General features: G+C 70.3%; 23 protein-coding genes. 9 read left to right on the forward strand and 14 right to left on the reverse strand.

Going from position 1 to position 24011, the window contains the following annotated elements:
• The first annotated feature begins 7 nt into the window (after positions 1 to 7).
• Complete coding sequence (locus Nocox_RS42435) at positions 8 to 1483, forward strand: APC family permease (RefSeq protein ID WP_157383025.1); 1476 nt, start codon at positions 8 to 10, stop codon at positions 1481 to 1483.
• Here Nocox_RS42435 and Nocox_RS42440 read toward each other — a convergent pair.
• The 7 genes from Nocox_RS42440 to rpsF all read right to left on the reverse strand — a co-directional run bounded on the left by Nocox_RS42440 (position 1480) and on the right by rpsF (position 5770).
• Complete coding sequence (locus Nocox_RS42440; protein ID WP_020543044.1) at positions 1480 to 2223, reverse strand: amino acid ABC transporter ATP-binding protein; 744 nt, start codon at positions 2221 to 2223, stop codon at positions 1480 to 1482. The genes Nocox_RS42435 and Nocox_RS42440 overlap by 4 nt on opposite strands.
• Positions 2220 to 3119 carry an amino acid ABC transporter permease gene (locus tag Nocox_RS42445; RefSeq protein WP_020543045.1) on the reverse strand — a complete coding sequence of 300 codons (900 nt, stop codon included), beginning with the start codon at positions 3117 to 3119 and terminating at the stop codon, positions 2220 to 2222. The genes Nocox_RS42440 and Nocox_RS42445 overlap by 4 nt, the downstream gene beginning before the upstream one ends.
• Positions 3116 to 3982, reverse strand: a complete 867-nt coding sequence (locus tag Nocox_RS42450; RefSeq protein ID WP_020543046.1) for an ABC transporter substrate-binding protein — start codon at positions 3980 to 3982, stop codon at positions 3116 to 3118. The genes Nocox_RS42445 and Nocox_RS42450 overlap by 4 nt, the downstream gene beginning before the upstream one ends.
• Positions 3983 to 4082: 100 nt before the next feature.
• The gene (gene rplI / locus Nocox_RS42455; RefSeq protein ID WP_020543047.1) at positions 4083 to 4529 is read right to left on the reverse strand and encodes a 50S ribosomal protein L9; all 447 of its coding nucleotides are present in this window, start codon (positions 4527 to 4529) and stop codon (positions 4083 to 4085) included.
• Between the two features lie 15 nt (positions 4530 to 4544).
• On the reverse strand, positions 4545 to 4781 hold the full coding sequence (gene rpsR, locus Nocox_RS42460) for a 30S ribosomal protein S18 (protein ID WP_020543048.1): 237 nt from the start codon (positions 4779 to 4781) through the stop codon (positions 4545 to 4547).
• A gap of 64 nt (positions 4782 to 4845) precedes the next feature.
• Complete coding sequence (locus Nocox_RS42465) at positions 4846 to 5400, reverse strand: single-stranded DNA-binding protein (RefSeq protein ID WP_020543049.1); 555 nt, start codon at positions 5398 to 5400, stop codon at positions 4846 to 4848.
• Positions 5401 to 5479: 79 nt separating this feature from the next.
• The gene (rpsF, locus tag Nocox_RS42470) at positions 5480 to 5770 is read right to left on the reverse strand and encodes a 30S ribosomal protein S6 (RefSeq protein WP_026214314.1); all 291 of its coding nucleotides are present in this window, start codon (positions 5768 to 5770) and stop codon (positions 5480 to 5482) included.
• A 192-nt stretch (positions 5771 to 5962) separates the two neighbouring features.
• Here rpsF and Nocox_RS42475 point away from each other — a divergent pair, with 192 nt between their 5' ends.
• On the forward strand, positions 5963 to 6274 hold the full coding sequence (locus tag Nocox_RS42475) for a hypothetical protein (RefSeq protein ID WP_026214315.1): 312 nt from the start codon (positions 5963 to 5965) through the stop codon (positions 6272 to 6274).
• A gap of 70 nt (positions 6275 to 6344) precedes the next feature.
• Here the strand turns inward: Nocox_RS42475 and Nocox_RS42480 are convergent, their stop codons facing one another.
• Complete coding sequence (locus Nocox_RS42480; RefSeq protein WP_020543052.1) at positions 6345 to 6521, reverse strand: hypothetical protein; 177 nt, start codon at positions 6519 to 6521, stop codon at positions 6345 to 6347.
• Positions 6522 to 6595: 74 nt separating this feature from the next.
• Here Nocox_RS42480 and Nocox_RS42485 point away from each other — a divergent pair, with 74 nt between their 5' ends.
• Positions 6596 to 7339: a deoxyribonuclease IV gene (locus tag Nocox_RS42485; RefSeq protein ID WP_020543053.1), complete on the forward strand. Its 744-nt coding sequence runs from the start codon at positions 6596 to 6598 to the stop codon at positions 7337 to 7339.
• A gap of 63 nt (positions 7340 to 7402) precedes the next feature.
• Here the strand turns inward: Nocox_RS42485 and Nocox_RS42490 are convergent, their stop codons facing one another.
• The 4 genes from Nocox_RS42490 to Nocox_RS42505 all read right to left on the reverse strand — a co-directional run bounded on the left by Nocox_RS42490 (position 7403) and on the right by Nocox_RS42505 (position 12962).
• Entirely contained in the window at positions 7403 to 8464 is a 1062-nt protein-coding gene (locus Nocox_RS42490; RefSeq protein WP_020543054.1) for a glycosyltransferase family protein, read from the reverse strand.
• On the reverse strand, positions 8461 to 9771 hold the full coding sequence (locus Nocox_RS42495) for a glycosyltransferase family 87 protein (protein ID WP_246649702.1): 1311 nt from the start codon (positions 9769 to 9771) through the stop codon (positions 8461 to 8463). Before Nocox_RS42495 ends, Nocox_RS42490 begins: the two co-directional genes overlap by 4 nt.
• 8 nt (positions 9772 to 9779) lie before the next feature.
• Positions 9780 to 12338, reverse strand: coding sequence for a transglycosylase domain-containing protein (locus Nocox_RS42500; RefSeq protein ID WP_020543056.1), 2559 nt, complete (start codon positions 12336 to 12338; stop codon positions 9780 to 9782).
• A 237-nt stretch (positions 12339 to 12575) separates the two neighbouring features.
• Entirely contained in the window at positions 12576 to 12962 is a 387-nt protein-coding gene (locus tag Nocox_RS42505; RefSeq protein ID WP_020543057.1) for a DUF5318 family protein, read from the reverse strand.
• Positions 12963 to 13096: 134 nt separating this feature from the next.
• Here Nocox_RS42505 and Nocox_RS42510 point away from each other — a divergent pair, with 134 nt between their 5' ends.
• Positions 13097 to 13681 carry a PadR family transcriptional regulator gene (locus tag Nocox_RS42510; protein WP_020543058.1) on the forward strand — a complete coding sequence of 195 codons (585 nt, stop codon included), beginning with the start codon at positions 13097 to 13099 and terminating at the stop codon, positions 13679 to 13681.
• Positions 13682 to 13694: 13 nt separating this feature from the next.
• Positions 13695 to 14774 (forward strand): inositol-3-phosphate synthase, encoded by a 1080-nt coding sequence (locus Nocox_RS42515; protein WP_026214317.1) that lies wholly within the window; start codon positions 13695 to 13697, stop codon positions 14772 to 14774.
• 58 nt (positions 14775 to 14832) lie between these two features.
• Here the strand turns inward: Nocox_RS42515 and idi are convergent, their stop codons facing one another.
• Positions 14833 to 15417, reverse strand: a complete 585-nt coding sequence (gene idi / locus Nocox_RS42520; protein WP_051112550.1) for an isopentenyl-diphosphate Delta-isomerase — start codon at positions 15415 to 15417, stop codon at positions 14833 to 14835.
• 131 nt (positions 15418 to 15548) lie between these two features.
• On the opposite strand from idi, the gene Nocox_RS42525 reads away from it, so the two are divergent.
• A complete protein-coding gene (locus Nocox_RS42525) occupies positions 15549 to 16835 on the forward strand; it encodes an MFS transporter (protein ID WP_020543061.1) in 1287 nt (428 codons plus the stop codon).
• Here the strand turns inward: Nocox_RS42525 and Nocox_RS42530 are convergent.
• On the reverse strand, positions 16815 to 18215 hold the full coding sequence (locus Nocox_RS42530) for a CCA tRNA nucleotidyltransferase (RefSeq protein WP_051112553.1): 1401 nt from the start codon (positions 18213 to 18215) through the stop codon (positions 16815 to 16817). The two genes, Nocox_RS42525 and Nocox_RS42530, sit on opposite strands and share 21 nt — an antisense overlap.
• 405 nt (positions 18216 to 18620) lie before the next feature.
• Here Nocox_RS42530 and Nocox_RS42535 point away from each other — a divergent pair, with 405 nt between their 5' ends.
• The 3 genes from Nocox_RS42535 to Nocox_RS42545 all read left to right on the forward strand — a co-directional run bounded on the left by Nocox_RS42535 (position 18621) and on the right by Nocox_RS42545 (position 23998).
• Complete coding sequence (locus Nocox_RS42535) at positions 18621 to 20726, forward strand: DUF6049 family protein (RefSeq protein ID WP_157383026.1); 2106 nt, start codon at positions 18621 to 18623, stop codon at positions 20724 to 20726.
• Between the two features lie 6 nt (positions 20727 to 20732).
• Complete coding sequence (murJ, locus tag Nocox_RS42540) at positions 20733 to 22340, forward strand: murein biosynthesis integral membrane protein MurJ (protein ID WP_026214318.1); 1608 nt, start codon at positions 20733 to 20735, stop codon at positions 22338 to 22340.
• A gap of 146 nt (positions 22341 to 22486) precedes the next feature.
• Positions 22487 to 23998 (forward strand): protein kinase family protein, encoded by a 1512-nt coding sequence (locus Nocox_RS42545; RefSeq protein ID WP_020543065.1) that lies wholly within the window; start codon positions 22487 to 22489, stop codon positions 23996 to 23998.
• Positions 23999 to 24011 lie beyond the last annotated feature (13 nt).

Below are 24011 nucleotides of genomic sequence, written 5' to 3' on the forward strand. Positions count from 1 at the left end.
GTGTTCCTTGTCCAGTATCTTGCGACGACTGCCGCCCTCCGCGGCCACCGGGTTACGCACCGGCGCCCGGCACAGCCTGGCCGAGGTCTACCGGCCGGCCGACCTCGTCGTGCTCGGCCTCGGCGTGATGATCGGCGCCGGCATCTTCTCCGTGGCCGGACGGCAGGCCGCGACCGCGGCCGGGCCCGGCGTCATCCTCTCCTTCATGATCGCGGGCATCGCGTGCCTGCTGGCCTGCCTCTGCTACGCCGAGCTGTCGTCCACGATCCCGGCCTCGGGCAGCGCCTACACCTTCACCTACGTCATCTTCGGCGAGGTCTGGGCCTGGGTCATCGGCTGGGCGCTGATCCTGGAGCTGCAGCTCGCGGCCGCCGTCGTGGCCCGCGCGTGGGGCGAGATCGCGGTCGGCGCGCTGGCGAACGCCGGCGTCCGGCTCTCAGCCCCCGGCCTGGCCGCCGACCTGCTCGTCCTGGCGATCCTGGTGCCGCTCACCGGCGTGGTGGCGCTCAGCGCCAGGGTCGGGCTGCGCGCGCTGTGGGTCATGGTGGCGGCCAAGCTGCTGGCGATCGGCGCGGTCATCGTCGTGGGCCTGCCGCATGTGGACGCCCGCAACTTCGGCGACTTCCACGTCCCGCCGGAGACGCTCACGACCGCTCCCGCGACCGTGCTGGAGATCGTCGTGGGCGAGAGCCACGCCTTCGGCTGGTTCGGGATCTTCTCGGCGGCCTCGGCCATCGCCTTCGCCTACATCGGCTTCGACGTCGTGGCGACCGCGGCCGAGGAGACCGTGAACGCCCCTCGGGCGGTGCCGAAGGGCATGATCCGCAGCCTGGTCCTCGCCACCGTCGTGTACGTGGCGGTGGCGCTGGTCATGGTGGGCATGGTGTCGTACACGAAGATCTCGGTGGACGCGCCGCTGGCCAGCGCGTTCCGGGCGGCGGGCGAGGGCTGGATGGCGCACGTCATCGACGCCGGCGCGCTGCTCGGGCTGACCACCGTGATCCTGGTGCTGATCGTGGGGCAGACGCGGGTGCTGTTCTCGATGGCCCGCGACGGGCTCATCCCGCGCGGTCTCGCCGCGGTCAGCCGCCGCTACCACACGCCCTCGCGGGTGACCCTGGTGATCGGGGGCGTCGCGATCGTGCTGGCGGAGTTCGTGCCGGTGCTCACGCTGCAGGAGCTCGTCGTGCTGGGGACGCTGTTCGCCTTCGGGTTCGTGGCGGCCGGGGTGATCGTGATGCGGCGGCGCATGCCGCACCTGGAGCGCGGGTTCCGGGTGCCGCTGTCGCCGGTGGTGCCCGCGCTGTCGCTGGTGGCCACGTTCTGGCTCATGGTGAACCTGCGGCTGCTCACCTGGGTGTGGTTCGCGTTGTGGATGGCGTTCGGGCTGGCGGTCTACCTCGCCTATGGTCGCCGGCACAGCGTGCTCGCCCGCCCGGCCGCGCCGGTGCCCGTGCGCAGCGGCGGGCGGCACCGGCGCTAGAAGCGGCCCGAGTCCACCACGCTCCGCAGGAACTCCCTGGTCCTCGGGTGCTCCGGTGCCTCGAAGAGCTGCTCGGGCGGCCCCTTCTCGACGAGCACCCCGCCGTCCAGGAAGCACACCGTGTCGGAGATGTCGCGGCAGAAGCCCATCTCGTGCGTGGTGAGGATCATCGTCATGCCGGAGTCCTTCAGCTCCCTGATGATCGTCAGCACCTCCACCACGAGCTGCGGGTCGAGCGCCGAGGTGACCTCGTCCAGCAGCATCAGCCTGGGCTGGGTGGCGAGCGCGCGGATGATCGCCACCCGCTGCTGCTGTCCGCCGGAGAGCTGGTCGGGGTAGGCCCGCGCCTTGCCCTGCAGCCCGAACCGCGCCAGCAGCTCGTGCGCCTGCTCCTGCGCCTGCGCCTTGGCCACGCGGTGCACCTGGCGGGGGGCGAGCGTGATGTTGTCCAGCACGGTCATGTGCGGGAACAGGTTGAACGACTGGAAGACGATGCCGATCCGCTTGCGCACGTCGTCCACGTCGGCCCGGGGGTCGGTGATGTCCTGGCCGTCGAGCAGGATCACGCCGTCGTCCACCGTCTCCAGCAGGTTGACGCAGCGCAGCAGCGTCGACTTCCCCGAGCCCGAGGCGCCGATGAGGCTCACCACCTCGTGGGCGTTCACCTCCAGGTCGATGCCCCGCAGGACGCTCTGCCCGTGGAAGTGCTTCCACACCCCGTCGATGCTCAGCAGGCTCATGCTCCGCGCCTCCTCCTCGCCCGCGCGGCCAGGTGGTCGGTGAACCGGGCCAGCGGGATGGTCAGCAGCAGGAACAGCAGCGCCGCTCCCAGGTAGGGGGCGTACTTGAAGCTGTGGGCGACGTGGATCTGCGCCTGCCTGAGCGCCTCCAGCGGCCCGATGACGGCCACCAGCGCGGTGTCCTTCTGCAGCGAGACGAAGTCGTTGAGCAGCGGCGGCACCACCCGGCGGGTGGCCTGCGGCAGCACCACGAAGCGCATGGTCTTGGCGTGGCTCAGCCCGAGCGAGCGCGCCGCGGCGACCTGGCTCGGATGGACCGACTCGATGCCGGAGCGGAACACCTCGGCCACGTACGCGCCGTACGACAACGTCAGCGCGATGATCCCCAGCGTCACCAGGTCCGAGGGGATGCCCTGCAGCCGCAGCGCCGGCAGCCCGAACCCGATCAGGTAGACCACCAGGATCGTCGGCACGCCGCGGAAGACGTCGGTGTAGAGCGTGGCGAGCGCCCTGATCGGGAAGAACGCCGGCTTCTTGATGCCCCTCGCCAGCGCCACGAGCAGGCCGATGACGAGGACCAGCACCTCAGTGACGAGGAACATCTTGACGTTGAGCAGGAACCCCTTCAGCACGTCGGGCAGCGCGTGGACGAACTCCTCGCCGTCGAAGAAGGTCTCCGCCACCCGGGGCCAGCCGGGCGAGCTGGTGATCGCCCACACCACGAGCGCGAGGAACACGACCGTCGAGACCGTCGCGATCGAGGCCGAGCGGCGCCCGTGGGACCGGCGGGCCCGCTCCCGCTCGTGCTGCCGCTCGCTCTTGACCCAGTCGCCCGGGCCCTCCACGGGGCTGATCCAGTCGCCCGGGCCCTCCACGGGGCTGATCCGGTCGCTCATGAGAGCTCGGGCGCGCCCACCGCCGAGCCCAGCCACTCCTGCTCGATCTTGGCCAGCTCACCCTTGGACTTCAGCGCGTCCACGGCCTTGTCCACGCACGGCTTGAGCGCGCTGCCCTTCTCCATGACCAGGCCGAACTCCTCCGGCGTGCCGCCCGTCGCGCTGAACTGGCCGACGATCTGGGAGTCCTCGACCTGCGCCGCCGTCACGTAGAAGGCCGTCGGCAGGTCCACGACGAGTGCGTCCACCTGCTTGTTCTTCAGCCCGTTGACCGCGTCGATCTGCTCGCTGTAGACGTTGGGGTCGGCCGACGGCTTGATCACGTTCTTGACGGCGTCGAAGGACGTGGTGCCCACCTGTACGCCGATCTTGGCGTCCCGCAGCTCGGCGACGGTCTTGGCGGAGGCGTACTTGCCGCCCTTGAGCGCCACCACGGCCTGCTTGACCGTGTAGTAGCCGTTGCTGAAGTCGACGACCTTGGCCCGGTCGGCGGTGATCGACACCTGGTTGATGTCGAAGTCGAAGGTCTTCTCGCCCGGCGCGAACGCCGAGTCGAACTTGACCGTGGCCCACTCGATCTCGCTGCGGTCGAAGCCCAGCTCGCCGGCGACGGCGAAGGCCACCGCGCTCTCGAAGCCCTGGCCGTTGCTCGGGTCGTCGTCCTTGAACCACGGCTCGTAGGCGGGCTTGTCGGTGCCGATCGTCAGCTTGCCCGCCTTGACGAGGGTGAGCTGCTCCTTCGTGCACGCCGTGGAGGCGCTGGACGCGGCCGGGGCCGAGGAGGCGGTGGCCGCCGGCTCGTCCACGGGTGCGCAGCCGACGAGCGCCACGGCCAGCGCGAGGAGCATGAGGGGACGGGCCATGGCCAAGCCTCCAGGGGGAACGTACCGGGGAATCGAAAGAAGTGTACGGGAGCAGGAAAAAGCCCCCCACCGCAGGGTGAGGGGCTTCGTCGGGGCCGGCTCAGCCGGCGACGACCTCGACGTCCAGCGAAGCCGACACCTCGGGGTGCAGCTTCACGGTGATGCGGTGCGAGCCGACGCTCTTGATCGGGTTGACGATCTCGATGCGGCGGCGGTCGAGCACGGGCCCGCCGGCGGCCTTGACGGCGTCGGCGACGTCGCCCGTGGTGACCGAGCCGAACAGGCGGCCGGAGTCGCCCGCGCGGGTGGCCAGGCGCACCTTGAGCGCGCCGAGCTGGCCGGCGACCTCCTTGGCGGTGCCGAGGTCACGGATCTCGCGGGCGTCGCGAGCCTTGCGGATGGTCTCGATCTGCTTCTCGGCGCCGCGCGTCCAGCGCATGGCGTAGCCGCGGGGAATGAGGTAGTTACGGCCGTAGCCGTCCTTGACCTCGACGACGTCGCCAGGGGCACCGAGGCCGGAGACCTCGTTGGTGAGGATGAGCTTCATGTCGACAGAACCTCCTTAGCGCGCGGTGCTCGTGTAGGGCAGCAGAGCCACCTCACGGGCGTTCTTGATCGCGGTGGCGACGTCGCGCTGGTGCTGGGTGCAGTTGCCCGTCACCCGGCGCGCACGGATCTTGCCACGGTCGGAGATGAACTTCCGCAGCAGGGCCGTGTCCTTGTAGTCGACGTAGGAGATCTTGTCGTGGCAGAACAGGCAAACCTTCTTCTTGGGCTTGCGCAGTGCCGGCTTGGCCATCGTGGTGCTCCTCTCAGAGCCCCGCCTTCGGGGCGGGAATGGTCTCGGACTGTATGGACAGGGATCAGAAGGGAGGCTCGTCGCTGAAGTCGTTGCCGCCGCCGAAGCCGCCGCCGCTCTGCTGGCCGCCGCCGTAGCCGCCGCCACCGCCACCACCGAAGCCGCCGCCGCCCTGCGGCGGGGCCGGGGTCGCGGAGGCCCACGGGTCGTCGGCCGGGCCGCCGCCGAAGCCGCCACCGCCGCCGCCCTGACGGGAGGTGCGGTTGACCTTGGCGGTGGCGTTGCGCAGAGACGGGCCGACCTCGTCGACCTCGACCTCGTAGACGGTGCGCTTCTCGCCTTCCTTGGTCTCGTAGGACCGCTGCTTGAGCCGCCCCTGCACGATGACCCGCATGCCGCGCTGGAGGCTCTCGGCGGCGTTCTCCGCCGCCTGCCGCCACACGTTGCAGGTCAGGAAGAGGCTTTCGCCGTCCTTCCACTCGTTGGTCTGGCGGTCCATGAACCGCGGAGTGGACGCGACGCGGAAACGAGCCACCGCTTGCCCCGTCGGGGTGAAGCGCAGCTCGGGGTCGTCGACGAGGTTGCCGACGATGGTGATTACGGTGTCGCCTGCTGCCATGGCTTGCGCTCGCCTTCCTGCACGCCTCTTCTTGGGTTACGGCTCAGACTACGGCTGCCTCCCGACAAAAAGTCGGCAGTCAGTGCACGTCGGGGCGGAGCACCTTCGTGCGCAGGATGCCCTCGTTGAGGTTCATCTGCCGGTCGAGCTCCTTGACCGTCGCGGGCTCCGCGGACAGGTCGATGACGGCGTAGATGCCTTCCGACTTCTTGTCGATGTCGTAGGCGAGCCGGCGGCGGCCCCAGACGTCGACCTTCTCCACGGTGCCGCCGTCGTTGCGGACCACGGTGAGGAACTGGTCAAGGGACGGCGCGACAGTGCGCTCGTCGAGCGAAGGGTCCAGGATGACCATTACTTCGTAACGACGCATGCGGACTCCGACCTCCTCTGGACTTTTGCGGTCACGACACTCTGCCGTGACAGGAGGATGCTGACGCATGAACCGGGGACGCCCCTTTCGGCGTCGCCGGGGTGACGGATCATCCATCACAACGCAGCGTGTCCCAGGTTACCAGCCACCGGTACATGGGAAGGCCCCTAAGCAGACAAGGGGGTGGTGGCAGTGCCACATGTGCTTCAGCCCTCCCAAGGGGAGCGGTTCAGGCTCACGCTCAACAGCGACGGGATGTCGCATCCCACCGAGAACATCCTCGCCGTGACCACGCTGCTGCTGGGCGTCGTGGCCTTCGTCTCGACGTTCTGGCCGGCCGCGCACGTCGTGTCGTCCTGGGCCGGCCTGCTCGGCTTCGGCGTCGGCATGTTCTCCCAGTACATCTCGATCACGACGCCGCAGCGCTCGCTCAACATCATCGGCCTGGTCGCCTCGTTCGTGGGGGCGGCGCTCGGCATCGCCCACGGCGGGTTCCTCCCCTAATGATCACTTCGCAAGGCGACGGCCCCGGTTCCACCGGGGCCGTTGTGCTGTGCCGCTGGTGCTATGTCGCTCAACCGATGTGCAGGTCGATCCCCAGCAGGACCAGGAACCAGAGGAACACCGCCAGCAACGCCTCGGCGAGATCCCTGAGCAGACCGGGCGTGATGTAGTCGTAGACCCAGGCCACGTAGATGCCGATGATCACGTAGACCAAGACGATCAGCGCACGTAAGCGCCACCTCGACATATCGATTCTCCTCGCGTAGGGGGCCCTTGGCGACTGCCCTCTCGCGCGTGCACCAAACGGATAAGCTCGGTGACATGGTGCGCATCGGAGCTCATGTCGATCAGGACGACCCGGCCGCCCGGGCCGCGGAGATCGGCGCGGAGGTGGTCCAGTTCTTCCTCGGCGATCCGCAGGGCTACGCCAAGCCGGTGCTGCCCGCCAAGCCGGTCGAAGGCGTCGACGTCTACATCCACGCCCCCTACCTGATCAACGTGGCGACCACCAACAACCGCATCAGGATCCCCAGCCGCAAGCTGCTGGAGCAGCATCTCAAGGCCGCCGCGGGGCTGGGCGCGAAGGGCCTGGTGGTGCACGGCGGGCACGTCAACAAGAGCGACGACCCGCAGACGGGCTTCGACAACTGGCGCAAGGTGTTCGAGCGCATGGAGTGCCCGATCCCCGTGCTGATCGAGAACACCGCGGGCGGCGGCAACGCCATGGCCCGCACGCTGGAGCGCATCGGCCGGCTCTGGGACGCCCTCGACGGCTTCGACGTCGGCTTCTGCCTCGACACCTGCCACGCGCACGCGGGCGGCGAGGAGCTGGTCGGCCTGGTCGAGCGGGTCAAGGCCATCACCGGCCGGATCGACCTCGTCCACTGCAACGACTCCCGCGACGAGTTCGGCTCCGGCGCCGACCGGCACGCCAACCTCGGTCAGGGCAGGATCGACCCGGAGCTGATCCTGGCGGTCTGCCGGGCGGCCGGCGCGCCGGTGGTGGTGGAGACGCCGGGCGACGGCCAGGCGGACGACATCGCGTTCCTGAGGAAGAACCTGTGATCTTTACACACAGGCTGTGGATAACTTCCCTGGATTACCGAGACGGAGAAACGGGTAGAGGTTTCAGCCCGCCCACGCGCCGCTGAGAAAACGCATCGTGTTCAGCAGCATGAGCGGCCCGCACACCATCACGTACAGCGCGATCACCCATCGCCGCCCGGTCGCCACCTTCGCCACGAGCACCCACAGCGGGAACCACAGCAGCAGCGAACGCGGGATCGACAGGTAGTACGCCGACGTCATCAGCGCCCCCGCCTGCGCCCCCGTGTAGACCAGCTCGCTCCACCGGCGCAGCGCGAGCAGCCACACCAGCACGGCGACCGCCACCACGGCGCCGGCGATCTCCATGCGGAAGGCCACCGCGTTCTCGTCGCCGCCCATGGCCGTGCCCCACGTCGACTGCCACGCCTCCCACGGCCAGACGAACTCCCTGCCCCACCCGGCCTCCTGCGCGTGCTTCCACGCCAGCCAGTCGCCCGAGCGGGAGTAGTGGTAGAACGAGTACGCCACCAGCGGCAGGAAGGGCACCACCAGCCATCCCGCCCGCCGCGGCGACTCCCGCCGGGTCACGAACTCCACGACCAGCGCCACCGCCAGGAACAACCCGGTGATCCGCACCATCGACGCCCCCGCCGCGAGCGGCGCCGCCGCCGCCCAGCGGCCCTGCCGGGCGGCCAGCCACGCCGGGATCGCGAAGGCCAGGAACAACGACTCGCTGTAGCCCGCCGACAGGAACACCGCCAGCGGGAAGGTCAGCAGCGCCGCCACCGCCATCCACCCGTCGGCGCCCTCCAGCTCGGCCAGCCGGGCCAGCGCCACCATCGCGACCGCGCCCGCGACCAGCGAGATCAGCAGCCCGGCCGTCTCCCAGTCGGGCACGACGAGGTGCACCACGCGCAGCGCGGCCGGGAAACCGGGGAAGAAAGCGGGCAGCCCGTCGTCGGGGCGGCCGGGCTCGCCGTCGTAGCCGTACTGGGCGAGGGTGACGAACAGGCCGGCGTCCCACTTGCGCCACCGCTCGGCGTAGCCGGCGAACGACGCGCCGAGCAGCGTCGCCACCAGCAGCCCGGCCCGCGAGCCGAACCAGAGCAGCAGCGCGTCCCGCGCGGCGGCGCGAGTGATCATCGCAGGACGGTGGCCAGGGTGAACCGGTCAGGCGCGCCGGCGAAGACCCCGCCCGTCTGGTCGTCGAGGTCCGCCTGCCGGACCACGTCCTTCTCGGGCCGCAGGATGTCGCGTACCACGAACGCCATCATGATGGCGATGGTGATGATCCGCCCCCAGACGGCCGTGAAGTAGGTGTCGTCGCCGATGCCCAGATCGTCCCGGTCGAGCGGCGGCTGCGCGAGCAGATAGAGCCAGATCGCGGCGAAATACCACAGCTCGGCGAGCTGCCACAGCGCCAGCGGCTTCCAGTTGGGCCGCGCCAGCACCGCGAACGGCACCAGCCACAGCACGAACTGCGGCGACCACACCTTGTTCGTCATCATGAACGCGGCCAGCGCCAGGAAGCAGAGCTGCGCGAGCCGCGGCCGGCGCGGCGCGGCCACCGCGAGCACCGCGATGCCCGCGCACATGAGCGCCAGCGACACCATGCCGAGCGTGCTCACGTCCGTGTCGCCGAGGATGTGCCAGCCCTTGGTCTGGAAGAACAGCCACGGCGACCCCCAGTCGACCCCGCGCTCGGCGGAGAAGACGTAGAACCGGCGCCAGCCCTCCCACGCGAGGAGCATGAACGGCAGGTTGACCACGAGCCACGCGCCCGCCGCCGAGCCCATCGTGACCAGGAACGGCCGCCACTTCGCGGTGCGCACGGTCAGCAGGAACAGCGCCCCTGCGAACATCAGCGGGTAGAACTTCGTGGCGATCGCCAGCCCCAGCAGCACGCCGGCGAGCACCTGCCGCTGACGCGCCCAGGCCAGCAGCATGCCCATCGACAACGCGCCCGCGACGAGGTCCCAGTTGATGTACGCGGCCAGCACCACGGCCGGCGAGATCGCGTACCAGAGCGCGTCCCAGCGGCGGGTGGGCCCGGCCACGGCGGCCATCAGCAGCACGCCGATCACCAGGCAGGCGCCGAGCAGCACCACGGTCAGGTCGTAGAACTTGACCGCCTGCCCGACCACGTCGTCCTCCACCCACCGGACGACCCAGCTGATCACCTGCATGACCTCGCCCAGCACCACCGGGTACTCGACCTGCTTGTCGAACGGCACCTGGGCGAAGTAGGGGTTCTGGGTGGACAGGCCGCGGTCGAAGAACAGCGGGTAGATGTCGGTGTAGCAGAAGTTCGTGTACGTGGTGACCTGGTCGTTCCAGCCGCCGGTGCGGCAGGGCAGGCGCACGACGTACGCGAGGCTCGCCCCCAGGGCCGCGATCAGCCCCAGGGGCAGGTAGGGGACGGCACGCGCCGCCAGGGGGACGCGTGCCACGACGCTGATCACCAGCCCTCTCGTCCCGAGGGCCGCGGGGCGGGCGCGAGCGCGCCGCCGAAGCCGCCGGGCCCGCCGAACCCGTCGTTGTCACCGAGGTTGGGGTCGGCGCCGCCGTCGTCGTTGATGCCGAAGTTGTCGTCGTTGCCGGGGCCCTGGTCGTTGCACGGCGGGACCAGGCAGTCCTGCCGGCCGTTGCCCGGGTCCTCGTCGCCGAAGGGGTCGTCGCCGCCGAACGGGTCGTCGTCCGCCGTCGGGGTCGGCGTGGGCGTCGGGCTCGGCACGATGTTCTCCGGCAGGCCCACGTCGGACTTCTGCGGGAACTGCTCGATCGGCTTGCCCTCGTGCGCGGCCAGCATGAACTTCTGCCAGGCGATGGTGGGCGGGCCGGCGCCCTCGAAGCCGAGCGAGACCTCGCGCGGCCTGGTGTAGGGGTTGTCGGGGCCGTACTTCTTGCTCGCCTTGCCCTTGGGCGTGATCGGGCAGTTGGAGTGCAGCGGCGGGACGACCTTGCCGCTCTTGGTGACGCACTGCTCGCGGTAGAACCCGACCGCGGTGGAGATCTGCGGCGTGTAGCCGACGAACCAGGCGCCGTTCTCGTCGTTGTTGGTGCCGGTCTTGCCGGCGGCCGGACGGTTGCCGAGGCCCTTGCCGGCCGCGGTGCCGCTGCGCAGCACCTCCTGCATGGCCACGGTGGAGTCGGCGGCCACGCCGGCGTCGATGACGTTCTTGGAGACCCGCTGCTCGCCGTAGACCACCTTGTTGCCCTGCTTGACCTCCTTGACCACGTGCCAGCGGGTGTACTTGCCGCCGTTGGCGAAGATCGAGTAGCCGGCGGCCTGCTCGACCGGGGTGACCGGGGCGCTGCCGATGGCGAACTGGTAGTGGTGCTCCTCGATGTCGGCCTTCATGTCCTTGGGGTCGAACCCGGCCGCCTCGACGAGGCTGCGCACCTCGTCGAGCTGGCCGGGCAGCTTGTACGCCATGGACACGAACGCGGTGTTGACCGACTGCGCGGTCGCCTTGACGACGTCGACCGCGACGCCGACGTTGTGGCTGTTCTTGATGCCGCCCGGCTGCTGGCCGGGCAGGACCTTCGGCACCGTCTCGTTGCCCGGCACGTAGCTCTTGAGGGAGTAGCCGGCCTGGAGCCACGCGGCCAGCACGTACGGCTTGAACGCGGAGGCGGCCTGCTTCTTCGACTGGAAGGGCTCGTTCCAGGGGTCGGTGATGTAGTTGGTGCCGCCGTAGAAGGCGATGACGCGGCCGTTCCTCGGGTCCACCGCGGCGAGACCGGCGTGGTATTCCTTGTTCATCGACGACATGGTGCTGGTCACCGCCTCCTTGGCGGCCAGCATGAGCTTGCGGTCGAAGGTCGAGACGATGCGGAAGCCGCCACTGCGGACCTCGTCCTCGCTGAGGCCGCGCGAGCGCAGCTCGTCGAGCACGACCTTGACCATGTAGCCCTTGAGGCCCCCCATCTCGTTGGTGGAGCCCTCCTTGACCGTCTTCGGGAACTTCGCGGTCTGCGGCAGCGTGCCGTACTTGTCGGGCCACTGCGTCGCCATGTACTTGACGACGGTGTCGAAGCGGCTCTTCAGCGCGGGGTCGTCGGAGGACCAGGCCGGCTGCTGGATGCGGGCGGCGAGGTAGGCGCTCTGCGCGGGGGTCAGCTTGGCGGCGGTGGCCTTCGCGCCGAAGTACGCCTTGGCGGCGGCCTCGACGCCGTACGCGCGGCCGAAGTTGACGGTGTTGAGGTAGCGCTCGAGGATCTCGTCCTTGCTCAGGGTCTCGTCGAGCTTGACCGCGACGAAGATCTCGTTGACCTTGCGCTTGATCGACACTTCCTGGCTGAGGCCGTCGTAGTAGTTGCGGGCCATCTGCTGGGTGATGGTCGAGGCGCCCTGGAGCTGCTGGCCGGTCGCGGTCATGTAGATGGAGCGGAACATGCCGGAGATCGAGATGCCGGAGTCCTCGTAGAACGACGGGTTCTCGATGGCGATCGCGGCGTCGCGGACGGCCGGGGCCATCTGCGCCAGCTTCACGATCTCGCGCTTCTTGCCCAGGCTGGCGATCTCGGTCTTGCCGTCGGCGTAGTAGATGGTGCTCTGCTGGGCGATGGCGTCGGCCTGGGTGCCGGTGGGCACCTGCGTGTTGGCGTAGGCGACCATGACCATGCCGAACAGGCCGGCGGCGATGACGACGAAGCCGGCCACGAGGAGCTTCCAGCTCGGCAGGAACCGGCGCCAGCCGCCGCGGCCGCCGCCGTCCTTCTCGGAGGGCGGGCCGGGCGGGCCCGGCGGTTCGGGCGGGCCGCCCTGGGCGCGCCTGCGCGAGCGGCGCGGGCCCTCGGCGATCACGGTCTCCTGGTTGCTCGCCGCGCGGGTGTCGGGGCGCTCCTGCCGGGAGCGGCGCCCGGGGCGCGCCGACGGCTGGTCGCCGCGCCCGGGGGCGCCCGGTGGGACGTCCTCGCGCCGCGGCGGCATGGGCTCACGCTGGGGTGGCATGGGCTCGCGCCGGGGCGGCTGCGGGTCGTAGGGCTGCGCGTCGTACTGTTGGGCCGCCATCGCGCCCGTCTGCTCGTACGCGGCTTCAGGACGACGCGGCGGCTGCGCCTGGTTCCAGGAGGATTCGCCGGTTTGAGGTGGAGAACCCTGGGGCACAGAACGGGATGAAGTGGAGCGACGGCGCCTCCCCGGGCGAGCCGATCCCTCATTCATGCTGTTACTCACACGTCCTCGCACTGTCGTCGGAACAAAAGCGGCGGTTGGGCGTGAGGTTCCTCGGCGCCCTCGGTGGTGTCGTCACGCCTGGCCTGCGGGCTCAGGCGGTCCGTTCCCGAGGACGTACGAAACCGTCAGGTGGTTCCAGGAACAACCCTGACAGACCTCGACGACGTACACCCGGAACTCATCGTAATCATGTGCCATGGCGGCGAGTTCCGAAGCGGCCTTTGCCTGTCCGGCATGCGAGCCGAGGGAATCGCCGTAGACATAGGTCACGTGGGTGACGTTCTCCCTCTCGCACACCGGGCAGAGACGTTCGGTCGGCTCGCCGAAGTGGCGCGCCGCGCGAAGGAGGTACGGCTGTGCGTCACAGACGTCGCCGCGCGAGGTTCGCCCGGAACGCAGGGAGCGGACGACCGCCCTTTTCGCGAGGCCGTAATCCACCACCCTTCGCTGTGACCACATGAGCGCCAGACTACGGCGTTTCAGCCGATCATCCCAACGCCTTGGAAAACTCGCGGATTGCCGCGATATAGCGGAGCGACGTATCCTGGGGATGTATCGGCTCGATACATCGACGCGAGAGGAGGGCGGTTCCCATGGCCGGCGGGCAAGGCAGGGTCCTGGAACTGGCCGTGCTCGGGTCGCTGCACGAGACGCCACTCCACGGCTATGAACTGCGCAAACGCCTCAACGCCCTGCTGGGCATGTTTCGCGCGTTCTCCTACGGCTCCCTGTATCCCTGTCTGCGATCACTGCTGGCGCGCGGCCTCATCACGGAGGAGCAGCCGGCTCCCACCGCGATCGTCGGCGGCCGTTCAAAGATCGTTTACAGGCTGACCGCCGAGGGGAAGGAACGGCTGCAGGAGCTGCTGACGCAGGCCGGGCCCTCCGCGTGGGAGGACGAGAGCTTCGGTGTGCACTTCGCGTTCTTCCGGCACACCGAGGCCGAGGTGCGGTTGCGCATTCTCGAAGGCCGCCGTAGCCGGCTTGAGGAGCGGCTCGACGCCGTGCGGACGGCGCTGGCGCGCACGAGGGAGCGTCTCGACAGTTACACGCTCGAACTGCAGCGTCATGGGCTCGAGTCGGTCGAGCGCGAGGTGCGCTGGCTCAACGAGCTGATCGCAACGGAGCGTCGGGCCTCGGAAGAGCCCGAGAGGGATACCACGTCAACTGATGAGTAAGGGAGCGAGTGCGATGGGTTCGGTTCGCGTGGCCATTGTCGGTGTCGGCAACTGCGCGTCGTCGCTGGTCCAGGGCGTTCACTACTACAAGGACGCCGACCCGGACACACGGGTCCCTGGCCTGATGCACGTGAAGTTCGGCGACTACCACGTCGGCGACGTCGAGTTCGTCGCGGCCTTCGACGTGGACGCCAAGAAGGTCGGTCGCGACCTCTCCGAGGCGATCGTCGCCAGCGAGAACAACACGATCAAGATCTGTGACGTGCCGCCCCTGGGGGTGACGGTCCAGCGCGGTCACACCTTCGACGGCCTCGGCGAGTTCTACCGGGAGATCATCGAGGAGTCCGACGAGACCCCGGTCGACGTGGTCCAGGTCCTCCGCGACAACCAGGTCGACGTCCTGGTGTCCTACCTGCCGGTGGGCTCCGAGGAGGCCGACCGCTTCTACGCGCAGTGCGCCCTCGACGCCAAGGTCGCCTTCGTCAACGCGCTGCCGGTCTTCATCGCCTCCGACCCCGAGTGGGCCGAGAAGTTCACCGAGGCGGGCGTGCCGATCGTCGGCGACGACATCAAGTCGCAGGTCGGCGCCACCATCACGCACCGCGTGCTGGCCAAACTGTTCGAGGACCGCGGGGTGGAGCTGCTGCGCACGTACCAGCTCAACTTCGGCGGCAACATGGACTTCATGAACATGCTGGAGCGCACCCGCCTCCAGTCGAAGAAGATCTCCAAGACGCAGTCGGTCACCTCGCAGATCCCGCACGAGATGGGCAAGGCCGACGTGCACATCGGCCCGTCGGACCACGTGCCGTGGCTGGACGACCGCAAGTGGGCGTACGTGCGGCTGGAGGGGCGCTCCTTCGGCGACACGCCGCTCAACCTGGAGTACAAGCTGGAGGTCTGGGACTCCCCCAACTCGGCCGGCATCATCATCGACGCCGTGCGCGCCGCCAAGATCGCCCTCGACCGGGGCGTCGGCGGGCCGATCCTGTCGGCCTCCTCCTACTTCATGAAGTCGCCGCCGAAGCAGTTCTCCGACGACGAGGCCCGTGAGTACGTCGAGAAGTTCATCAGGGGCGAGGTCGAGCGCTGACCTCCTGACCCCCGGAACGGCGCCGCGTCCCGCCAGGGACGCGGCGCCGTTCGCGCGCTCAGACCCTGGCGGCCGGCGGCAGCTCGGCGGCGGAGGCCGGCTCCCAGGTCAGCGGGTCGGAGCCGAGCTCGGCGAGCAGCGGCACCTGCTCCCGGCACCACGGCGAGAGCGCCAGCAGGCCGTTCTGCGCCCCCTCGGCGAACTCCTTCCACGGCATCCACATCGTCTCCCCCACCTCCTCCGGGTTGGGCTCCGCCGGCCCCTCGACGACGACCCGGTAGACCGGGCAGAGCTCGTGCTCGACGATGCCGTTGGCCATGACGGCGCGGTAGGAGAAGCCGGGCAGCATCAGGTCGGCGCCCGCGGCGCGGAGCCCCAGCTCGTACGCCAGCCGCCGCACCACGGCCCGGCCGAGCGCCTCGCCCGGCAGCGGGTGGCCGCAGCAGCTGTTGGTCCACACCCCCGGCCAGGTGACCTTGTGGTCGGCCCGCCTGGTGAGCAGCACCCGGCCTTCGCCGTCGAAGACATAGCTGGAGAACGCCAAGTGAAGCGGCGTCTCCGGCCCGTGCACCGACGTCTTGGGCGCGGTGCCGAGCGCGCGGCCGTCACGGTCTACCAGCACGACGTGTTCCTCAGGCGTCACGCTTCGAAGCGTACGCAATGACGGCCGCCACGAGGAACATCGGGACCGGCCTGTTGCTCCGGCCTGTTGCTCCGGCCTCTCGGGCGCCTCTCGGGCGCCGGGGCCGGCGCGGGCTTGGCTAGGCTGACGGCGTGTCCTTCGTCGCCGATCTCCGCGTGGTCTCCCGCGGCAGAGACTTCAGGCGCCTGTTCGGCACGCGGCTGGTCTCCCAGTTCTCCGACGGGATCTTCCAGTTCGCCGTGGCCGGGTTCGCGTTCTTCAGTCCCGAGAGCCAGACCACCGCGTTGCAGGTGGCGACAGGGCTCGCGGTGCTGCTGCTCCCCTACAGCGTTCTCGGGCCGTTCGTCGGCGTGTTCATCGACCGGTGGCCGCGGCGGCAGGTCCTGGTGCTCGCGCCCGTGGCGCGCGGCGCGCTGCTGCTGGTGGCCGCCTGGCTGGTCGCGGCCGACGTGCCCGACCCCGTCTTCTACGTGGCGGCGCTGGGCGTGCTCGCGGTCAACCGGTTCTTCCTGGCCGCGCTCGGCGCCTCGCTCCCCCACGTCGTGCCGACCGAGCGGCTGCTCGCGGCCAACGCCGTGGTGCCGACCTCGGGCACGGTGGTGACGTTCGTCGGCGCGGGGGTCGGCTTCCTGCTGCGCGCGCTGTTCGGCGGCGACGACTCGGGCGTCGCGGTGCTGCTGGTCGTCTCCGGCGTGGTGTTCGGGCTGAGCGCGCTGATCGCCCGCCGCATGGACCGCATGCTGCTCGGCCCCTGGCCCGACCCCGACCGGCCGCAGGCCCGCGAGGCGCTCCGCAACGTCGTGACGGGCCTGGCCGACGGCGCGAAGCACCTGCTCGGCCACCGGATCGCGGCCGGCACGATGGGCGCGATGGCCGCCCACCGCTTCTTCTACGGCATGGCGACCGCCCTCGGCATCATCCTCTACCGCTACTACTTCACCGACGGCGACCCCGACGCCGCCCTCCAGGGCATCGGCCTCGTCGTGGCCACCTCCGGCGCCGGCTACTTCGTGGCGGTGCTCATCACCCCCTACGCGACCGAGCGGTTCACCATCGAGCGCTGGGTGCCGATCGCGCTGACCGCGGCCGGCGTGCTCACCGCCGCGCTGGTGCTGCCGTTCCAGGAGTGGGGCCTCGCCGCCGCCGGGTTCGTGCTGGGGGTGGCCGGGCAGAGCGTCAAGATCTGCGCCGACACCACCGTGCAGCGCGACGTCGAGGACATCTACCGCGGCCGCGCGTTCTCCCTCTACGACATGCTCTTCAACGGGATGTACGTGCTCGCCGCGGCCCTGTCGGCGGCCATCCTGCCCGCCGACGGCAAGTCGTACCTCGCGGTGGCGATCATGGCGGCGGGCTATCCGCTCGCGGCGCTCGCCTACCGGGCGATCGCCGCCCGCTCACGTGCCGAGCTCGGCTGACCTGGCCCACTCCAGCAGCGCCTCGGTCGCGGCCTCCTTGCCGATCACGCCCTTGTCGAGCCTGAGGTCGAGCAGGAACTTGTAGGCCATGCCCACGACCGGCCCCGGCCCGACGCCCAGCACCCGCTGGATCTCGTTGCCGTCGAGCTCGGGCCGGATCTTGGCCAGCTCCTCCTCCTCGGCCAGCCGCTCGATGCGCTCCTCCAGGTGGTCGTAGGTGCGCGAGAGGGCGGCCGCCTTGCGCTTGTTGCGCGTGGTGCAGTCGGCCCTCGTCAGCTTGTGCAGCCGGGAGAGCAGGGGGCCGGCGTCGCGGACGTAGCGGCGCACCGCGCTGTCGGTCCACTCGCCGGTGCCGTAGCCGTGGAAGCGCAGGTGCAGCTCGACCAGCCGGGAGACGTCGGCCACGACGTCCTTGGGGAACTTCAGCTCGCTCATGCGCTTCTTGGTGATCTGGGCGCCGACCACCTCGTGGTGGTGGAACGACACCCGGCCGCCCGGCTCGTGCCGGCGCGTCTTGGGCTTGCCGACGTCGTGCATGAGCGCCGCCCAGCGCAGGATGCGGTCGGGCTTGCCGTCCTCCTCCTGGGCGATGGCCTGGTCGAGCACGGTCAGCGTGTGCTCGTAGACGTCCTTGTGGCGGTGGTGCTCGTCGATCTCCAGGCGCAGCCTCGGCAGCTCGGGCAGCACGTGGGCGGCGAGGCCGGTCTCGACCAGCAGCCGCAGCCCCTCGCGGGGGTCGGCGCCGCAGATCAGCTTGTCCAGCTCGTCGCGGATGCGCTCGGCGGAGACGATCTCGATCCGCTCGGCCATCGCGGTCATCGCCGCCAGCGCCGCGGGATCGACGGAGAAGCCGAGCTGCGAGGCGAACCTGGCCGCGCGCAGCATGCGCAGCGGGTCGTCGCCGAACGAGCGCTCGGGCGGGCCGGGGGTGCGCATCACCTTCGCGGCCAGGTCGTCGAGCCCGCCGTAGGGGTCGACGAACTCGTGCCCCGGCAGGCGCACGGCCATCGCGTTGACCGCGAAGTCGCGCCGCTCCAGGTCGGCCTCCAGCGTCTCGCCGTACATGACCTCCGGCTTGCGCGACTTGGGGTCGTACGACTCGCTGCGGTAGGTGGTGATCTCGATCAGCCAGTTGCCCTTGCGCAGGCCGACGGTGCCGAAGTCGATGCCGATCGTCCACACCGAGTCGGCCCAGTCACGGACGATCTCCAGCACCCGCTCGGGGCGCGCGTCGGTGGTGAGGTCGAGGTCGTTGCCGACCCGGCCGAGCAGGATGTCCCGCACCGGGCCGCCCACCAGGGCCAGCTCGTGCCCTTGCGCGGCGAACAGGCGGCCGAGCTCGTCGGCCACCGGGGCGATCTTGCGGAACAGGTCGCTCATCGCCCGCCGCTGGCCTTCGGTCAAAGTTGAGTCCACCACAGCCGGGTCGGTCCTTCGTCATCCGGAACATATCCCCCGGGCCACATGAGATCCGGGTTACCGTCGGTCAAGGGACCGTCGGGGGCCATGGCGACGAGGCCGGGAGGTCTGTATGAAGGACGCCCTCGCGATCCACCGCCGGCTCCTCGCGCGCCAGGTCCATCATGAGATCGTACGCCTTCCGCGCCCCTCGGCTGGCGCGGACGAGCTTCCTGAGGCGTCCTCCGGCCTGCTGACTCTCCTGCCAGGCACGACGGCCGGGCGCCGGCCGGCGGGGCCAAGAGGATCATGTGCGGCGGTCGCGCGGCGGCACTGAGCCCGTACCATTGCGGGCGTGCGTCGTCGTACTCCAGCCCGGGCAGCCGCGTGATTCGTAAGACCGCGCTGCTCGCCGTGCTGTCCGCCGCGTTGCTCGCCCCCACCCTGGCGGCGGCGCCGAGCACGGCTGCCACGAGCGTCCAGACCAGCAGGCAGACCCTCTCCGTCGCCATCACCGCCATCACGCCCGCGGTGCCGCGCTCCCCGACCGACGTCATCAAGATCAGCGGCACGGTGCGCAACGACACCGGCGCCGACATGGCCGGCCTCCAGGTGCGCCTCCGCTACGACGCGCTGAAGCTGCAGGACCGCGCCGCCATGGACGCCTACATGAGCGACCAGAGCACCGCGACGCTCCCGGTCAACGTCTCCACCCGCAACTCCTACATGGACCTGCAGCCGCTCGCCGCCGGCGGCACCGCCCGCTGGGAGATCCAGGCCACGCCCGTGCAGCTCGGCCTGCGCGAGTTCGGCGTCTACAAGATCGCCGTGGACGTGGCCCAATACCGCGTGCCGATCCAGGCCGAGCGCACCTTCCTCACCTACGCGCCGCCGACCCCGCAGAAGCTGCCGCGCACCAGGCTGGCCGTCGCCCTGCCGGTCATCGACCAGCCCCACCGGGCCACCGACGACCCCGTGTTCGTCGACGACAAGCTGAGCCAGGCCATCGCCGGCAAGGGCCGCCTCGCCGACCTGCTCCGCATCGCCCAGTCCGCGCCCAGCAGCGTGACGTGGTTCGTCGACCCCTCGCTGCTCGACGACCTCAACACCATGGTCAAGGGCTACAAGGTCAAGACCAAGGACGGCGAGCAGAGCCGGCCCGCCGCCCCCGCGGCCGGCCAGTGGCTGCAGGAGCTGCGCACCGCGCTCGCCGCCGCCCCCGTCGTCGCGGTGCCGTACGCCGACCCCGACCTGACCGCGCTCGCCCACCAGGGCCTCGACGACCAGCCCAACCGGGCGATCACGCTCGGCGGCAGGAAGGCCAAGGAGCTGCTCGGCCGCGACGTCAGGACGACGACCAACTGGCCGGCCGGTGGCCTGCTCGACGCCGACGCGCTCGACCTGCTCTCGGTCAGCGACGACAAGGTCGACACGGTCCTGCTCGACTCCGCCAACCTGCCCGTGGCGCAGCAGCTCACGGCCACGCCCGACGCGGCCGCGACCCTCGACGCGGTCGGGGGCCCGGTGACCGCGCTGGTCGCCGACCCCGCGCTGAGCCGCCTGTTCGAGCCGGAGACCAGCACGTCCCTGCTGCTCAGCACGCAGCGGTTCATCGCCGAGACCGCGATGATCGCCGCCGAGCCCGGCCAGACCCTGCCGAGGTCGCTCGTCGTGGCCCCGTCGCGGCGCTGGGACCCCAACCCGGCGCTCGTCACCGGCCTGCTCAAGACCGCGGGCCGGCTGCCCTGGCTGCAGCTGACCACGCTGGAGTCGATCAAGCCGGGCAAGGCGTCCGTCCCGCGCGCCGGCCTGACCTACACCGACCAGAACCGCCGCGAGGAGCTGAGCGGCAAATACCTGGCGCCGGTCAAGGAGACCGCGGAGCGGGCCCAGCTCACCGCCCTGATCACGGCCACGCGCACGCAGTCCACGTTCGACGCCGCGGTGCTGCGCGCCGCCTCCTCGGCCTGGCGCAACAGCACCCGCATGGGCCGCTCGGTGACCAACGCGGTGAGCAAGGCGGTGACCGAGCGCGTGGACCGCATCCAGATCACCGGCGCCGGGCCCGACCGGCCGCGCACGCTGGCGGGCAGCAACGGCGTGGTCCCCATCAGCGTGAAGAACTCCAGCGGCGCCGAGATCAGGCTCTTCATCGACGTGCGCTCCGACGACCAGAAACTGCTGCAGGTCACCTTCCAGCAGGAGGAGCCGCTGTCCATCGGCCCGGGGCAGAGCGGCACGGTCCAGGTGCCGATGAACGCCACTCCGGGCACCAGCGGCGACGCCACGGTGACCGTCCAGCTCAGGACCGCCGAGGGCAAGGCCTACGGCAAGCCGCAACGCCTCACCATCCGCACCACCGGCTACACCGGCATCGCCTCGGTGATCGTGGGGGCGGGGCTCACCGTCATGCTGGCGGCCGTGGTCACGCGGGTGCTGCGGCGCAGGGCGGAGCGCAGGCGCGCGGGGTCCGCCAGGAAACCGGGAGAGTGAGACCGAATGAGCCGCATGCTGCGGGCCAGCGCCTTGATGGCGGCCGGGACGATGGTGTCCCGGGTCACCGGGTTCGTACGCACCATGGTGCTCGCCTACGCCATCGGCACGGCGGCGCTGGGCGACTCCTACAACGCGGCGTACGCGATCCCGTACAGCATCCTCGACCTGCTGCTGCTGGGCGTCCTCAGCAGTGTCGTGGTGCCGATGATCGTGCGGGCGCAGCAGCAGGACCCCGACGGCGGCCGGGCCTACGAGCAGCGGCTGCTGACCTTCGCGACGGTCGCGCTGACCGTCGTCGCGGTGCTGGCCGTGCTCGCCGCGCCGCTGCTCATCGACCTCTACACCGGCTGGGCGCCCGGCAGCAGGAAATACGAGGTCGGCGTCATGCTGGCCAGGTTCATCCTGCCGCAGCTCGCCTTCTTCGGCATCGGCGCGGTCGCGGGCGCGATACTCAACACCCGTGACAGGTTCGGCGCCCCCATGTGGGCGCCGGTGGTCAACAACCTGGTCGTGATCTGCGTGTTCGTCATGTACGCGCTGGTCAGCCAGGCGCGCGACGACATCGACGCGGTCACGACCGCCGACCTGGCGCTGCTCGGGCTCGGCACCACGGCCGGCATCGTGGCCCAGGCCGCGGTGCTGATCGTCGCGCTGCGCAGGGCCGGGTTCTCCTTCGTGCCCCGCTTCGACCTGCGCAACGCCCGGCTGGGCGAGATGGGCAAGGCCGGCGTCTGGACGATCGGTTACGTCATCGTCACCCAGCTCGGCTTCCTGCTGACCACCAACCTGTCGTCCTCGGCGGGCGACCAGGTGCCCGGCCACGGCATCAGCCCCTACACGCTGGCCTTCCAGCTCTTCCAGCTCCCGTACGGCGTCGTCGGCGTCTCGGTCATCACGGCCATGCTGCCGCGCATGAGCCGGGCGGTCGGCGAGGGCCGGCTCGGCGACGTGCGCGAGGAGTTCGGCTCCAGCGTGCGGCTCATCTGCGCGCTGATGGTGCCGATGTCGCTGCTGCTCATGGTGCTGGGGCCGGCGATCACCGTGCCGATCTACGGCCACGGCGCCAACAGCGTCTACGACGCCATCTACATCGGCAACGTGCTGCAGGTGTACGGGCTGGCGCTGGTGCCGTTCTCGATCTTCCAGCTCCTGCTGCGGGTGTTCTACAGCTTCGGCGACACGCGCACGCCGGTCTACGTCGGCGCCGGGACGACGGCGGTGAACGCGGGGCTTATGGTGGTGTTCTACCTGCTGCTGCCGGCCGAGTACGCGGTCATGGGGCTGGCGCTGGCGTACGCGATCGCGTACGGGCTGGGCGCGCTGCTCGCCTGGACGCTGGCCGGCCGCCGGGTGGGCGGGCTCGACGGGTGGACGGTCGGCATGGCGATGACCCGGATGTACCTCGCCTCGCTGCCCACAGCCGTGCTGGCCCTGGCCGCCGTCTGGGGGGTCACCGAGGCGTTCGGCGGTCTCCGTTTCGTCAACTCGCTCATCGTCCTGGCGGTCGGCGGCGGGCTCGGACTGGTGCTCTACCTCGGGGTGGCTCACAGAATGCGCATACCGGAGGTCAACTCGATCGTTGGGATGGTCGCGAGACGGGTAGGTCGGTAAAGAATCTCGGCACTACGATGGAGCCCGACACGCGCGAATGGAAGCAGGAGGGGCGTGGGCGGATCCACCCGGCATAGCGTGCCTTCGTGGGACACCACCACGCGGGTGAGTCCAATCATGTCCGATCGGCCTAGCGGAGTGAGCCTGTGAGCACGTCGGCCGTCGCCCCCGGCACCCGCCTCGCCGAGCGCTTCCGGCTTGAGGACCGCGTCAGCGAGTCCGACGGCGCGACGCTGTGGAAGGCCATCGACGAGATCCTCGCGCGGCCGGTGGCCGTGCACACGTTCGCGCCGGACTTCCCGCGCGTGCACGAGGTCGTGACGGCCGCCCGCGCGGCGAGCCGGCTCACCGACCCGCGCCTGACCCAGGTGTTCGACGCCGCCGAGGACGACAAGCACGCCTACGTCGTCAGCGAGTGGGTCACCGGCGAGACGCTGACCGACCTGCTGGCCAACGGGCCGCTGGAGCCCGAGCGGGCGGCCGGGCTGGTGGCCGAGGCCGCCGAGGCCCTGGCGCACGCCCACGAGGCCCGCCTCTACCATCTGTGCCTGCGCCCGGCCCACCTGGTGTGGACGACCGGCAACACCGTCAAGGTGCTCGGCGTGGCCGTCGACGCCGCGATGTACGGCCTGACCACCGACCAGCCGGCGCTCGACGACGCCGAGGGCCTCGGCCGGCTGCTGTACGCGGGCCTGACCGGTCACTGGCCCGGCGACGAGGAGGAGGGCGGCCTGCCCGCCGCCCCCATGACGGACGGGCATTTCTGCACGCCGCGCCAGGTCACCGCGGGCGTGCCCGGCTACCTCGACACCGTCACGGTGCGGGCCTGCCTGCCGGAGTCGCGCAAGGGCCAGGGCGCGCTGTCCAGCCCCGCCGAGATCACCGAGGCGCTGGCCGGTGTGGCCCGCCCGATGCCGATCCCGATCCCCTATCCGAGCACGCCCGCCGTGGCCTCCGCCTCGCACACCGAGGGCCTCGACGTCTCCCACCGCACGCAGGCCACGTCCGTGGCGCCTCCGCCCATGCCGCGGCGGCAGCAGGGCGGCGGCGGCAGCGCGCTCAACCGCGTGCTCATGACGATCGTGGTGCTGCTGGTCATCGCCGCGGTCGGCGTGGGGGCGTGGACGATCGGCCGCAGCCTCGGCAGCGGCACCGAGCCGGAGGCCCAGCAGACCACGCCGAGCGCCACCAACTCCTCCTCCGCGCCGGCGCAGACGGTCAAGCCGGCCAAGGCCAAGGGCTTCGACCCGCTCGGCGACGGCGACGAGAAGTCGGACAAGGCCGGGCTGGCGATCGACGGCAAGCCGAGCACCTACTGGGAGACCGAGGGCTACACCAGCGCCGAGCTCGGCAACCTCAAGAAGGGCGTCGGCCTGCTGCTCGACATGGGCAAGTCCGTGCAGGTCAGCGACGTGGTGGCGACGCTGGCCGGCAACTCGGGCGCGAGCGTGGAGCTGCGGGTGGGCGACGCTCCCGACCTCGGCTCGCTGAAGACGGTCGCGACGGCGAAGGACGCCTCGGGCAAGACGACGTTGAAACCTGATCAAGCCGCAAGCGGGCAGTACGTTTTGATCTGGTTTACCCGTGTTCCGGCGGATGCGGGCAAGTTTCATGGCACCATCTATGAAGTAGTGGTGCATTCTCCCGGATCGGCATAATCAGGAAACTCTC

The sequence above is a fragment of the Nonomuraea coxensis DSM 45129 genome (assembly GCF_019397265.1).
Lineage (GTDB): Bacteria > Actinomycetota > Actinomycetes > Streptosporangiales > Streptosporangiaceae > Nonomuraea > Nonomuraea coxensis.